The following is a 14,298-nucleotide window of genomic DNA, read 5'->3' on the forward strand; positions in this document are numbered from 1 at the left end:
CGGGGACACGCCAGGAGACACGCCGGGAGGTGTCGGTGTGCGGCCATAGACTGGCCTGCCTATGAGCGGGTCATTCGTGCATCTCCACAACCACACCGAGTACTCGATGCTGGACGGCGCCGCGAAGGTCAAGCCGATGCTCGCCGAGGCCCAGCGCCTCGAGATGCCCGCCATCGGCATGACCGACCACGGAAACATGTTCGGCGCCAGCGAGTTCTACAACGCGGCCACCGATGTCGGCATCAAACCGATCATCGGCATCGAGGCCTACATCGCGCCCGCATCGCGCTTCGACACCAAGCGCGTGCTCTGGGGTGATCCCAGCCAGAAGAGCGACGACGTCTCCGGTAGCGGCTCCTACACGCACATGACGATGGTCGCCGAGAACGCGACGGGTCTGCGCAACCTGTTCACACTCTCGTCGCTCGCGTCGTTCGAAGGCCAGCTCGGCAAGTGGTCACGCATGGACGCCGAGATCATCGCCGAACACTCCGAGGGCATCATCGCCACCACGGGCTGCCCGTCGGGTGAGGTGCAGACGCGATTGCGGCTGGGCCACACCCAGGAGGCGATCGAGGCCGCCGCCAAGTGGCAGGAGATCTTCGGCAAGGAGAACTTCTTCCTCGAGCTGATGGACCACGGTCTGGACATCGAGCGCCGGGTCCGCGAGGGCTTGCTGGAGGTGGGCAGGAAGCTCAACATCCGGCCGCTGGCGACCAACGACTGCCACTACGTCACGCGCGACGCCTCCCAGAACCACGAGGCGCTGCTCTGCATCCAGACCGGTAAGACCCTGTCGGATCCCACGCGGTTCAAGTTCGACGGTGACGGCTACTACCTGAAGTCCGCGGCCGAGATGCGGGCGCTGTGGGACGACCAGGTGCCCGGCGCCTGCGATTCGACCCTGTTGATCGCCGAGCGGGTGCAGCCCTACACCGAGGTGTGGGCGCCCAAGGATCGGATGCCGATCTTCCCCGTCCCCGAGGGGCACGACCAGGGGTCCTGGCTGACGCACGAGGTGATGACCGGCCTGGCGGAACGGCGGTTCGCCGGCGCGTCGGTTCCGCAGGAGTACATCGACCGCGCCGAGTACGAGATCAAGGTCATCTGCGACAAGGGTTTCCCGGCGTACTTCCTCATCGTCGCCGACCTCATCAACTACGCCCGGTCCGTGGGCATCCGCGTCGGCCCGGGCCGCGGTTCGGCCGCGGGTTCGCTGGTGGCCTACGCCATGGGGATCACGAACATCGATCCCATTCCGCACGGACTGCTGTTCGAACGGTTCCTGAACCCGGAACGCCCGTCGGCCCCCGATATCGACATCGACTTCGACGACCGTCGCCGCGGCGAGATGCTGCGCTACGCGGCGAACAAGTGGGGCAGCGACCGGGTTGCCCAGGTCATCACCTTCGGCACGATCAAAACCAAAGCGGCGCTCAAGGATTCGGCGCGTGTGCACTACGGGCAGCCCGGTTTCGCGATCGCCGATCGGATCACCAAGGCGCTGCCGCCGCCGATCATGGCCAAGGACATCCCGGTCTCGGGCATCACCGATCCGACCCACGAGCGGTACAAGGAGGCCGCCGAGGTTCGCGCGCTGATCGACACCGATCCCGACGTCCGGACCATCTACGAGACGGCGCGCGGCCTGGAGGGCCTGGTCCGCAACGCCGGCGTCCACGCGTGCGCGGTGATCATGAGCTCCGAGCCGCTGATGGAGGCGATCCCGCTGTGGAAGCGCCCGCAAGACGGTGCGGTGATCACCGGCTGGGACTACCCGTCGTGCGAGGCCATCGGCCTGCTGAAGATGGACTTCCTCGGACTGCGGAACCTGACGATCATCGGCGACTGCATCGAGAACATCAAGGCCAATCGCGGCGAAGACGTCGACCTCGAATCACTCGCGCTCGACGATCCGCTGGCCTATGAACTGCTGGGCCGTGGTGACACGCTCGGGGTGTTCCAGCTCGACGGCGGCCCTATGCGTGACCTGCTGCGCCGTATGCAGCCCACCGAGTTCAACGACATCGTGGCAGTGCTCGCGCTGTACCGGCCCGGCCCGATGGGCATGAACGCCCACAACGACTACGCCGACCGCAAGAACGGGCGCCAGGCGATCAAGCCGATCCACCCGGAGCTCGAGGAGCCGCTCAAGGAGATCCTGGCCGAGACGTACGGCCTGATCGTCTACCAAGAGCAGATCATGTTCATCGCGCAGAAGGTCGCCGGCTACTCGATGGGCAAAGCCGATGCGCTGCGTAAGGCCATGGGTAAGAAGAAGCTGGAAGTCCTCGAAGCCGAGTACAAGGGCTTCCTGGAGGGGATGACGGCCAACGGGTTCTCCGCCGCCGCGGTGAAAGCGTTGTGGGACACCATTCTTCCGTTCGCCGGGTATGCGTTCAACAAGTCGCATGCCGCCGGCTACGGGCTGGTGTCGTACTGGACGGCCTACCTCAAGGCAAACTATCCCGCGGAGTACATGGCCGGTCTGCTCACCTCCGTCGGCGACGACAAGGACAAGGCCGCGGTCTATCTGGCCGACTGCCGACGCCTCGGCATCACGGTGCTGCCGCCCGATGTCAACGAGTCGGTGCAGAACTTCGCCTCGGTGGGCAGCGACATCCGCTTCGGTCTCGGCGCGGTGCGCAACGTGGGAGCCAATGTCGTTGCCTCCCTTGTCAACACGCGCTCCGAGAAGGGCAAGTACGCCGACTTCTCGGACTACCTCAACAAGATCGACATCACCGCCTGCAACAAGAAGGTGACGGAGTCTCTGGTCAAGGCCGGGGCCTTCGATTCGCTGGGGCATCCGCGCAAGGGCCTGTTCCTCGTGCACACCGACGCGGTGGACTCGGTGCTCGGCACCAAGAAGGCCGAGGCCATGGGGCAGTTCGACCTGTTCGGGGGCGGTGACTCCGAGACGGAGTCGGTGTTCACGATCAAGGTGCCCGAGGAGGAGTGGGAGGACAAGCACAAGCTGGCGCTGGAGCGCGAGATGCTGGGCCTCTACGTGTCCGGCCATCCGCTGAACGGGATCGCGCATCTGCTGGCCGCGCAGGTCGACACCCAGATCCCGGCGATTCTGGAAGGCGACATCGCCAACGACACCCAGGTCCGCGTCGGCGGCATCCTGGCGTCGGTCAACCGCCGGGTGAACAAGAACGGTCTGCCGTGGGCGTCGGCGCAGATCGAAGACCTCTCCGGCGGTATCGAGGTGCTGTTCTTCCCGCAGACGTACTCGATGTTCGGCGCCGAGATCGCCGACGACGTCGTGGTGCTGATCGGCGCCAAGGTGGCCAAGCGCGACGACCGGATCTCGTTGATCGCCAACGAGCTGATCGTTCCGGACTTCTCCAGCGCACAGGCCAACCGGCCGGTCGCGGTGAGCCTGCCGACGCGACAGTGCACCGTCGACAAGGTCAGTGCCCTCAAGCAGGTCCTCGCGCGCCATCCCGGAACCGCCCAGGTGCATCTGCGGCTCATCAGCGGTGAGCGCATCACCACGCTCGAACTCGACCAATCGCTGCGCGTGACACCGTCATCCGCGCTGATGGGTGACCTCAAGGAGTTGCTCGGACCGGGCTGCCTCGGCGGGTGACCGCGCCTGGGCTGGGCGCCTGGCGGTTGCGGATCGTGTCCGTGCGGTCGGCGAGGGCCGCCGCGGTTCTCGGCATGGCGGCGGCCGCGGGTGGGGCACTCACGGGGTACCTGTACGAGCGGTCGGTCCCGCTGCTCACCGGTGTGGTGGTTGCCATCCAGGGGCTCGCGCTGGTGGCGCTACCGCTCGTGCGGCGTCAGGCGGTCAGCTCTTCGAGGGGTTCAACAGACCCGCGGTGAGCCACACGACGGTCGCGGCACCGGCTCCGCTGAGCACGGCGGCAGCAGCCGTCGACGTCATCACGGCCACACCGGCGAAAACGATCAGCCCGACCAGCAGCGCGACCACCTTGTAGGTGGGCCACAACACGCCGGCGATCGAGACCGTGCCGGCCGGGCGGCTCACTGCATTGCCGAATTCCTGCGCGGTGGTCATGTCGTCCACGATAACCCGTAGACGAGTTTTCGGCCAGCCGAAACCTCGATGTCGTCCCTCCGTGTCTCGGCCCCGGCGGCTGTCCATTTCCGCTGTAGGAGCATCCGGTGGCACCATGGTCGGCGTGTCCACCGAGCTGAGCCAGAGCCCCCGATTCGATCTGGGTGGTGCGCCTCTGCGCGCCGCCGACATCGACGAGGCCGCTCGGCGAATTTCGGCTGTGGTGTCGAAGACCCCACTGCAGTACAGCGACCGGCTCTCGGCGCTGACCGGCGCGCAGGTGTACCTCAAACGCGAGGATCTGCAGGCGGTGCGCTCGTACAAGCTGCGCGGCGCCTACAACCTGCTGATGCAGCTGACCCCGGAGGAGAAAGCCGCGGGCGTGGTGTGCTCGTCGGCGGGCAACCACGCGCAGGGTTTCGCGCTGGCCTGCCGGTCCATGGGCGTGCACGGCCGCGTCTATGTGCCGGCCAAGACCCCGAAGCAGAAGCGCAACCGGATCCGCTATCACGGCGGGGAGTTCATCGAGCTCATCGTCGGCGGTAAGACCTATGACCTGGCCGCCGAGGCCGCCCGCGACGATGTCGCCCGCACCGGCGCGACGCTGGTGCCGCCCTACGACGATCTGCGCACGATGGCCGGGCAGGGCACCATCGCCGTCGAGATCCTCGAACAGCTCGGTGCCGAGCCCGACCTGGTGGTCGTGCCGGTGGGTGGCGGCGGCTGCATCAGCGGCGTGACCACCTACCTGGCCGAGCGCACCGCGACGACGTCGGTGCTGGGTGTGGAGCCGTCCGGAGCGGCAGCGCTGGTGGCCGCGTTGGCCAGCGGCGAGCCGGTCACGCTGACCGATGTCGACCAGTTCGTCGATGGCGCCGCCGTCGCCCGGGTCGGCACGCTCCCGTTCGCGGCGCTGTCGGCCGCGGGGGACATGGTGTCGATCACCACGGTCGACGAGGGTGCGGTGTGCACCGCGATGCTGGACCTCTATCAGAACGAGGGCATTATCGCCGAGCCCGCCGGGGCGCTGTCAGTGGCGGCGCTGCTGGAGGCCGACATCGAGCCGGGCTCGACGGTGGTGTGTCTGATCTCCGGCGGCAACAACGACGTGTCTCGCTACGGCGAGGTGCTCGAACGGTCACTGGTACACCTGGGCCTCAAGCACTATTTCCTGGTCGACTTCCCGCAGGAGCCCGGTGCCCTCCGACGCTTCCTCGACGAGGTGCTGGGCCCCAACGACGACGTCACGCTGTTCGAATACGTCAAGCGCAACAACCGGGAGACCGGGGAAGCGCTGGTCGGTATCGAGATGGCCTCGGCAGCGGACCTGGAGGGGCTCCTCGAGCGGATGTCGACGTCGGAATGCCACGTCGAGCTGCTCGAGCCGGGCTCGCCGACGTACCGCTATTTGACCTGACGACGTTCAGGCGGCAACCTCGATCAACGCCTCGTCGTTGGCGCGGAAGAACGCTTCGACGGGCACCTCGAAGTCGGCTGCGCACTCGGTGATCACCGATGCCCAGCGTCGATCGATCCGCGACACGCTTCCGATGCCAGGGCGCGTCAGGCAGAAGGCCACCGTGGTGCCTGGTTCGAATCCAGCCAGCAGGTCCGACAGTGCCGCCATCAGTTCGGCGACGAATGCGGGATCAGGCGCGGACGCGATCTCGACATCGCTCATCATCTTGAGGAACCGGCGATCCGGCCCGACGAGCACGAACCGCAGTAAGCGCTCACCGAAGCCGAGTGGGCCCATCAGCGCCCGCCATCGTTGGCGCAGATCGGCGGCCGAGTGGATCGGGTCCGTCGCGGTCTCGATCGCCGGAATCGCTGTCAGCTCGGTGTGTTTCATCCCGCCATCATCGATGCGAGGACAGCTGTCGGGAATTCGTTCATCCCCAGGCCGGTGGCCTGTGGACGACTAGCGCGGGGCTTTCAGGATCGTGACAGAATGCCCGCCCATCCGGGTCGAATCCGTACCGACCTCTGGTGTGCCCCAACTCAACACCGCGTCACCGGTGACCGGGACGTCGACGTCGTCTACCCCGAGGGTGCAGACGATGGCGATGCTTCCCCGGTGCATGACGAACCATCCCGCGTCCTCGTCGTAGTCGATCCGCAGGTGGTCCAACCACGGGTCAGCCAGGTCGGGTTCGGCTTTGCGCAGCGCGATCAGGCTCTGGTAGAACGCCCGCAGCCGGCCATGGTCACCGTCGTCGACCTCGTCCCAGTCCAGCTTCGACCGCTCGAACGTCGCCGGGTCCTGGGGATCGGGGATCTCGTCGGCGTTCCACCCGTGACTGGCGAACTCCTTCTTGCGACCTTCGGCGGTCGCCCGCGCCAGGTCGGGTTCGGGGTGGCTGCTGAAAAACTGGAACGGTGACGACGACGCCCACTCCTCGCCCATGAAAAGCATTGCAGTGTAGGGAGATCCCAGTGCAAGCGCCGCCTTGACGGCCAGCTGACCGGTGGTCAGGTTCTGTGACGGCCGGTCACCAATGGCCCGGTTGCCCACCTGGTCGTGGGTGAGCGTGTAGGCCAGCAGGCGGGTCGCCGGGATCGTGGCCGTGTCCAGCGGCCTGCCGTGCCGACGCTGCCGGAACGACGAGAACGTCCCCGCGTGGAAGTAGCCGTGCCGCAGCGTCTGGGCCAGCGTCTTCAGCGTGCCGAAGTCGCCGTAGTAGCCCTGCCGCTCGCCCGACACCGCGGTGTGGATGGCGTGGTGGATGTCGTCGTCCCACTGCGCGGTCATGCCCAGCCCGCCGTGATCACGCGGGGTGATCAGACGCGGGTCGTTCAGGTCGCTCTCGGCGATCAGCGACAGCGGCCGGCCCACATCGGCTGCCAGAGAGTCGGTTTCGGCCGACATCTCCTCGAGGATGTGGATCGCGGTGGTGTCCACGAGGGCGTGCACGGCATCGAGGCGCAGCCCGTCGGCGTGGAAGTCACGCATCCAGCGCAGCGCACAGTCGAGGATGTAGCGGCGCACCTGATCAGCGCCCGCGTCGCCGATGTTGATCGACTCGCCCCACGGGTTGGAGCCCGACGACAGGTACGGGCCGAACTCGGGGAGGTAGTTGCCCGAGGGGCCCAGGTGGTTGAACACCGCGTTGATGAGGACGCCGAGACCCCGCTGGTGGCAGGCGTCGACGAAGCGGATCAGCGCGTCGGGGCCGCCGTACGGTTCGTGCACCGCGTACCAGAGCACCCCGTTGTAGCCCCAGCCGTGGGTGCCGCCGAAGGCGTTGACCGGCATCACTTCCACGAAGTCGACACCGAGGTCGACGAGATAGTCGAGCTTGTCGATCGCGGCGTCGAGCGTCCCGGCCGGGGTGAAGGTGCCGATGTGCAGCTCGTAGATCACCGCACCCTCGATGGACCGGCCGGCCCATTCGCTGTCGGACCACGCATCGGCCGCCGGCTGCCACAGCTGTGAGCGTTCGTGGACGCCCTCGGGCTGACGCGGCGAGCGGGGATCGGGCAGCACCTTCGGGTCGTCGCCCAGCACGAAGCCGTAGCGCGCGTCAGGTGCGGCATCGACCGTCGCCCGCCACCAGCCGTCGTCGCTGCGCACCATCGGGTGCAGGGTGCCGTCGAGGTCGAGCCGGACTCGGTCCGGCCGCGGCGCCCACACCGCGAACTCGTGCTCAGGCATCGGTACGCACCAGTAGTGCGACCGGCAGGTCGCCGAACAGCTCGGCGGCCGGCACGCTGCCGGAATGCGTTCGCCCGCTGAGCCGGTCGGTCCACGATCCGTCGGCGAGTGTCACAGAGGTGTTCCCCCAGTCGGTGAGGCGTGCTGTCCATCGGCTGACGGCCACGGTGACGTCGGTGCCGCGGCCGTACGCGACGACGTGTTCTGCCGCGGTGCCGTCCGCCGGCACCGGGCGGTAACCGCCGGCCAGGAACGTGTCGGGTCGTTCTCGGCGCAACTTCAGCGCCTCGGTCACGACACGCATCTTCGGGTGGCTGCCATCGGCCAGCGCGGTACGGCGCTCCCGGTAGTCGACCGCGCGCCGGTTGTCGGGATCGACGAGGCTGTCCTCCCAGAGTTCGGTGCCCTGGTAGACATCGGGCACCCCGGGGCCGGTGAGCGCAATCAGCTTCTGGCCCAACGCATCACCGCGAGTGTGCTGATCCAGTCGAGCAACAAGCGCGGTGAGTTCGGCGGCCACCGGACCGTCGAGCACGCTGTCGATCCACCCGTGCACCGCGCCTTCGAAGTCGGAGTCGGGATCGTTCCACGTGGTGTGCAGCGCCGCCTCGCGGATCGCTTTCTCGGTGTAGGCGTGCAACCGGTCCCGCAGCTCGTCGGTGACGGTTCCGTCGACCGGCCACACGCCGAAGATGTTCTGCCACAGGAAGAGTCCGGTCAGGGGATCGGGGGAGGGGGTGGCGCGCTCCCACCCCTGCACCATCTCCGTCCACAGCGAGGGCACCTGGGAGAGCACGCCGATCCGGGCTCGGACGTCCTCGCCGCGTTTGGTGTCGTGGGTGGACAGCGTCGTCATCGCCGACGGCCACAGGGTGGCGCGCGCCTGCGCCCGGGTGTGGAACTCCGGCGCGCTGACCCCGAAGTGCTCCGGTTCGCCGCCGACCTCGTTCAGCGAGACCAGCCGGGCGTCCCGGTAGAACAGGCAGTCCTCCATGGATTTCGCGGTCGCCGCGCCACACAGCTGCTGCAGCCGCACGCCGACTTCCGAGCCGGGGGTCAGCGCGGCGGTCAGCAGTGTGAGCGGCTCGGCGAGATCGGGCCGTGCCGTGGTGGTCTCGGCGAGTGCGGCAGGCAGGACGAGGGGCAGCGACAGGTAGTCGGAGCGGTAGACACCGATATGGCTGAGCAGTTCGGCAACTGCCTCGGGAAGCAGATCGTGGTCACGTCCCGTGGTCGCCACGACAGCGCGCCGCACGCGGGCCAGTTCACTGGCGAGAGTGACGGTGACCGCCTGCACCTTCAGGCGGTGTGCTTCGAGGCCCATGTCGGCGTAGTCGATGCCGGCGGAGTCGATCAGCTCGGTCAGCGCCGGCTCGCCGGTGGGGTCGACGAACACGCCCCCGGCTTCGCGCAGCGCGTCGTATCCGGTGGTGCCGGCGACCGGCAGGCTCGGATCCAGCGGCTCGTCCACGGCGAGGATCTTCTCGATCACGATCCATGCCTGCGGACCCGCCAGCTCGCGAAGCCATTCGAGATAGCTTGTGGGATCGGACAATCCGTCCGGATGGTCGATCCGGATGCCGTCGACCAGGCCTTCGTCGAACCAGCGTTTCACCTCGACGTGCGTGGCGTCGAACACCGCGCGGTCTTCCTGCCGCAGACCGGCCAGCGAGGTGATCGAGAAGAAGCGGCGGTATCCGCAGACGTTGTGGCGCCAGCCGATCAGCTTGTAGTGCTGCCGGTCGTGGACCTCTGCGCCGGAGGCGCCGTCGTCGGCCGTGCCGGGACTGATCGGATAGACCAGGTCGCCGAGCCGCAACGTGTCGCCGTCGACGGTGAGGTTCGCGACATCGTCGTCGGAGCCCAGTACCGGCAGCACGATCCGGCCGTCGGGGTCCAAGGTCCAGTCGATGTCGAAATAGGAGGCGTACTGCGATTGCCGCCCGTGGGTGAGCAGGTCCCACCACCACGCATTCTGCCGCGGTACGTCGACGCCGACGTGGTTGGGCACGATGTCGACGACGACGCCGAGCCCGGCGGCGCGTGCCGTCGACACGAGCTGTGAGAACCCCTCGGGGCCACCGAGTTCGGCAGAGATCGTGGTCGGATCGGTGACGTCGTAGCCGTGCGTGGAGCCCTCGGCGGCAGTCAGGATCGGCGACAGGTACAGGTGGGACACCCCGAGCTCGGCGAGGTAGTCGACCAACTTCTCCGCGTCGGCGAACGTGAAGGCCTCACCGCTGGCCGCGCCGCGCATCTGCAGGCGGTAGGTGGACAGGATGGCCATCAGGCGGTCTTACGCAACACGAGCAGGGAGCGCGGCGCCAGCGTGATCTTCTCGCCCGCCGCGACCGTCACCTCGGTGGCTCCGCGAGGATCTGCGGTGTCCAGGTCGGCCACCCACTCTTTGGCGTAATCATCCTGCGGCGCAACGAAATCCTGATCCTCGCCGTGGGCGTTGAAGCACAACAGGAAGGAGTCGTCGACGATCCGCTCACCGCGTGCGCCGGGTGCGGGGATCGCCTCGCCGTTGAGGAAGACCGCCACGCACTGGCCCAGGCCGGTCTCCCAGTCGGCGGCGTCCATCTCCTTGCCCGACGGGGTCAGCCACGCGATGTCGCGAACCTGGTCTCCGGTGCGGATCGGCGTGCCGTCGAAGAACCGGCGCCGTTTGAAGACGGGATGCTCCTTGCGGAATCTGACCACCTTACGGGTGAATTCGAGCAGATCGGCGTTGGTCTCACACAGCGACCAATCCATCCAGGACAGCTCGGAGTCCTGGCAGTAGACGTTGTTGTTGCCCTTCTGGGTGCGTCCGATCTCGTCGCCGTGGGCGATCATCGGCGTGCCCTGGGAGAGCATCAGGGTGCCCAGGATGTTGCGCATCTGCTTGCCGCGCAGGTCCAGGATCTCGGGATCGTCGGTGGGACCCTCGACGCCGCAGTTCCACGACCGGTTGTGGCTTTCGCCGTCCCGGTTGTCCTCGCCGTTGGCCTCGTTGTGTTTTTCGTTGTAGGACACCAGGTCGGCGAGGGTGAAGCCGTCGTGGCAGGTCACGAAGTTGATGCTGGCGCTCGGCCGCCGGCCGGTCGCCTCGTAGAGGTCGGACGACCCGGTCAGCCGGGACGCAAATTCACCAAGGGTTGCGGGCTCGCCCCGCCAGTAATCGCGCACAGTGTCGCGATACTTCCCGTTCCATTCCGTCCACAAACCTGGGAAATTGCCGACCTGGTACCCGCCTTCGCCGATGTCCCACGGCTCGGCGATCAGCTTCACCTGGCTGACCACCGGGTCCTGCTGGACGAGGTCGAAGAACGCGGAGAGGCGGTCGACGTCGTAGAACTCGCGGGCCAGCGTGGCGGCCAGGTCGAAGCGGAACCCGTCGACGTGCATCTCCAGCACCCAGTAGCGCAGCGAGTCCATGATCAGCTGCAGGGTGTGGGGGTGGCGGGCGTTGAGGCTGTTGCCGGTGCCGGTGAAGTCCTTGTAGTACTTGCGGTCCTCGTCGAGGAGCCGGTAGTAGGCGGCGTTGTCGATGCCGCGGAAGTTCACGGTGGGTCCGAGATGGTTGCCCTCGGCGGTGTGGTTGTAGACGACGTCGAGGATCACCTCGATGCCGGCTTCGTGGAACGAGCGCACCATCGTCTTGAACTCGGCGACGGCACCGCCGGCGTGTGTGGCGGCCGCGTACTGGTGGTGCGGGGCGAAGAAGCCGAATGTGTTATAGCCCCAATAGTTTCGCAGTCCGAGGTCGAGCAGCCGGTGGTCGTGCATGAACTGGTGCACCGGCATGAGCTCGATCGCGGTCACGTTGAGCGATTTGAGGTGGTCGATGATCGCGGGGTGGCCGAGGCCGGCGTAGGTACCGCGCAGTTCCTCGGGGATGCCGGGGTGCTGCTGGGTCATGCCCTTGACGTGGGCCTCGTAGATCACCGTCTCGTGATACGGCGTGCGCGGGGCGCGGTCGTTGCCCCACTGGAAGAACGGGTTGATCACCACGCTGGTCATGGTGTGGCCGAGAGAGTCGATGCGCGGTGGGACGCCGCCTGCGGCCAGGTCGTCAGCGGTCAGATCGTAGGAGTACAGCGCCTGGGAGAACGCGAAGTCACCGTGAAAGGCCTTGCCGTACGGGTCGAGCAGCAGCTTGCTGGCATCGCAGCGGTGGCCGGAGGCGGGGTCCCATGGCCCGTGCACTCGGAACCCGTAGCGCTGGCCGGGGTTGACGCCCGGCAGATAGGCATGCCAGACGTAGCTGTCGACCTCGTCGAGCTCGACCCGCTGTTCGGTGCCGTCCTTGGCGATCAGGCACAGTTCGACCCGCTCGGCGACTTCGGAGAACAGGGAGAAATTCGTGCCCCCGCCGTCATAGGTGGCGCCCAGCGGATAGGGGGTGCCGGGCCAGACGGTGGTCACGGGACAGGCCACCATCCGGTGGCGGCACCCACCTGCCGGCCGAGTTCCCCGGTCATGGTGCGCATGTAGGTCGACGAGATGTGATGAGCATCGTGATAGATCAACACGTTCCCCTCCACGGCTCGGCAGTAGTCCGGACGACACACCGCATCGCTCATGTCGAGCGGCTTGAGCAACGGGAACTGGGCGAGGTAGTCCAGAGTCGGGTTGTGATCCGACAGTACTTCGGATCTCTCGATTCCGCAGGAGATGGCGTCACCTCCGTCGGCGAGGCAGTCCGACGGGAAGAACGGTTCGTCGTCGCGCACCATCCATGGTGTGTCGCGCATCGCGAGGATCGGAATCTTATTGTCCGACAGTTCTTTCCAGATACCAAGATAACTGGACGGCATGACGTCGCCGGGTCTGATGTTCCACGGCCGGGTCGACGTGGTGAACACGAAGTCGGGCTTGTCGGCGATCAGCTTGGCCATCACGCGCTGGTTCCACTGGTGGCACTTGGGGTAGGGGTCGTTGTTGCCCATGACCAGCGGAACCTGCTCGGTGGTCAACGGGCAGCCCATCTTCAGATACGTGACGATCTTGAAGTGGTGCAGCCTGCCGAGCAGGTCGAGCGCGGTGATCCAGTGCTCGGCGTGCGAGCCGCCGGCGAGTGCGATGGTGCGGGTTGCCGCCTTGTCGCCGTAGGTGCAGTTGATGACGCCGACGTTGTCGAAGTCGCTGATGCAGCCGTCGGTGGTGGATTCGGGGATGTCGTTCTTGGCCTCGAGCGCGGTCGGCCGGAACGGCAGTTGCGGCACGCGGACGTGGTCGACCAGTGCGCGGGCCCCGGGATAGTCACGCGGGTTGAGCTCCAGCAGCTCCTGACCGTTGTTGCGAAGCACCGTCACGTGTTCGCGCCATGTGAACGATGTGGCGGTCAGGGCGACACCGAGCAGGGCGACGGTGGAGCCCAGCACGATCGTCGGGCGGCGTAACCGGGTGCGCAGCGGCAGCCTCGGTGCCTTCGGTCGCGCAGGCTGCCCTCGGCCGCTGCGCAGCGGCTCTTCGACGTAGCGGGTGGTCAGCCACGCCAGCACGCCCGACACCAGAAGCACACCGGCGCCTTCGACGACGTTGACCGCGGAGCGCCCGGTGTAGGCCAGGTAGAAGATCAGCAGTGGCCAGTGCCACAGGTACAGCGAGTAGGCCATTGCGCCGAGCGCGACGAACGGGGCGCTGGCCAGGAGACGGTTGGGCGCGGGAAGCCGGCCGTCGGTGTGCGGGTCGGCGTAGCGGTTGGCCGCCGACAGGATGAACAGCAGTGTGGCCCCCACCGGAACCAGGGCCCACGGCCCCGGGAATTCCTTGACGCCATCGATGAGCGCCCCACAGGCCAGGATCGCGCCGAGCCCCACCAGGGCGGCCAGCGTGCGCAGCCACATCGGGCAGCGCAGCGAGGGCACCAGCGCCCCGACGAGCGCGCCGAGCAGCAGTTCCCACGCCCTGGCGAAGCTGTTGTAGTAGGCGGTGGCCTGATTGGTGTCGTGGGCGATGATCGCGTAGACGAACGAGGCGATGGCGCAGGCGCTCAGCAGCACAACGAAGGCGGCGCGCATGTGCCGGCGGGACCTGAGCCGGAAGACGCGCCGAAACAGCAGGGCCGAGCCGAGGATCAGCGCGAGGAACGCGATGTAGAACTGGCCCTGCACCGACATCGACCAGATGTGCTGCAGCGGGCTGACCGCCTCCCCGGCGCGCAGATAGTTCGACGCGGTGTTGGCCAGTTCCCAGTTCTGGAAGTAGCCGAGGCTCGCCAGGCTCTGGTCGGCGAAGGTCTCCCACCGGGTCTCGGGCTGGATCAGGATCGTCAGCACCGCCGACACCGCGAGGACGACCACGAGTGCGGGCAGCAGCCGGCGGATCAGCCGGGTGATCTCGGTGACGGGCCGCGGGACCGGGCCCGGGGTCAGCACCCCGCGCAGCAGGCGCCCACCGAAGAAGAACCCGGACAGGACGAGGAACACGTCGACGCCGCCGGACACCCGTCCGAACCACACGTGGAAGACCGCGACCAGTGCGATCGCGACACCGCGCAGCCCGTCGAGGTCGTGCCGGTAGAACCCCGCACTCCGCGTCCCCATCTGGGTCACCGGAGCCGTCGCGGCGGGCCGGGCGGAGGAGAGGGTCTTCATGATCGACGGCTAATCTACCGAAG

9 protein-coding genes are annotated in these 14,298 nt (G+C 67.2%); 3 read left to right on the plus strand and 6 right to left on the minus strand.

Annotated elements, in window-relative coordinates:
• Positions 1 to 61 precede the first annotated feature (61 nt).
• Complete coding sequence (gene dnaE, locus ACZ50N_RS11925) at positions 62 to 3,598, plus strand: DNA polymerase III subunit alpha (RefSeq protein ID WP_048422111.1); 3,537 nt, start codon at positions 62 to 64, stop codon at positions 3,596 to 3,598.
• A complete protein-coding gene (locus ACZ50N_RS11930; protein WP_046364683.1) occupies positions 3,595 to 3,837 on the plus strand; it encodes a hypothetical protein in 243 nt (80 codons plus the stop codon). Before dnaE ends, ACZ50N_RS11930 begins: the two co-directional genes overlap by 4 nt.
• Here the strand turns inward: ACZ50N_RS11930 and ACZ50N_RS11935 are convergent.
• Positions 3,803 to 4,033 (minus strand): hypothetical protein, encoded by a 231-nt coding sequence (locus ACZ50N_RS11935; RefSeq protein ID WP_046364700.1) that lies wholly within the window; start codon positions 4,031 to 4,033, stop codon positions 3,803 to 3,805. The two genes, ACZ50N_RS11930 and ACZ50N_RS11935, sit on opposite strands and share 35 nt — an antisense overlap.
• Before the next feature lie 124 nt (positions 4,034 to 4,157).
• Here ACZ50N_RS11935 and ilvA point away from each other — a divergent pair, with 124 nt between their 5' ends.
• Positions 4,158 to 5,450 carry a threonine ammonia-lyase IlvA gene (ilvA, locus tag ACZ50N_RS11940; RefSeq protein ID WP_464475438.1) on the plus strand — a complete coding sequence of 431 codons (1,293 nt, stop codon included), beginning with the start codon at positions 4,158 to 4,160 and terminating at the stop codon, positions 5,448 to 5,450.
• Positions 5,451 to 5,456: 6 nt separating this feature from the next.
• Here ilvA and ACZ50N_RS11945 read toward each other — a convergent pair whose 3' ends face one another.
• The 5 genes from ACZ50N_RS11945 to ACZ50N_RS11965 all read right to left on the minus strand — a co-directional run bounded on the left by ACZ50N_RS11945 (position 5,457) and on the right by ACZ50N_RS11965 (position 14,275).
• Entirely contained in the window at positions 5,457 to 5,885 is a 429-nt protein-coding gene (locus ACZ50N_RS11945; protein ID WP_464475439.1) for a hypothetical protein, read from the minus strand.
• Between the two features lie 69 nt (positions 5,886 to 5,954).
• The gene (treZ, locus tag ACZ50N_RS11950) at positions 5,955 to 7,688 is read right to left on the minus strand and encodes a malto-oligosyltrehalose trehalohydrolase (RefSeq protein ID WP_464475440.1); all 1,734 of its coding nucleotides are present in this window, start codon (positions 7,686 to 7,688) and stop codon (positions 5,955 to 5,957) included.
• Positions 7,681 to 9,975, minus strand: a complete 2,295-nt coding sequence (treY, locus tag ACZ50N_RS11955; protein ID WP_464475441.1) for a malto-oligosyltrehalose synthase — start codon at positions 9,973 to 9,975, stop codon at positions 7,681 to 7,683. The genes treZ and treY overlap by 8 nt, the downstream gene beginning before the upstream one ends.
• Positions 9,975 to 12,116: a glycogen debranching protein GlgX gene (glgX, locus tag ACZ50N_RS11960; RefSeq protein WP_464475442.1), complete on the minus strand. Its 2,142-nt coding sequence runs from the start codon at positions 12,114 to 12,116 to the stop codon at positions 9,975 to 9,977. Before glgX ends, treY begins: the two co-directional genes overlap by 1 nt.
• On the minus strand, positions 12,098 to 14,275 hold the full coding sequence (locus ACZ50N_RS11965) for an acetyltransferase SucT (RefSeq protein ID WP_464475443.1): 2,178 nt from the start codon (positions 14,273 to 14,275) through the stop codon (positions 12,098 to 12,100). Before ACZ50N_RS11965 ends, glgX begins: the two co-directional genes overlap by 19 nt.
• Between the last annotated feature and the right edge of the window lie 23 nt (positions 14,276 to 14,298).

It is taken from the genome of Mycolicibacterium obuense (assembly GCF_055397605.1).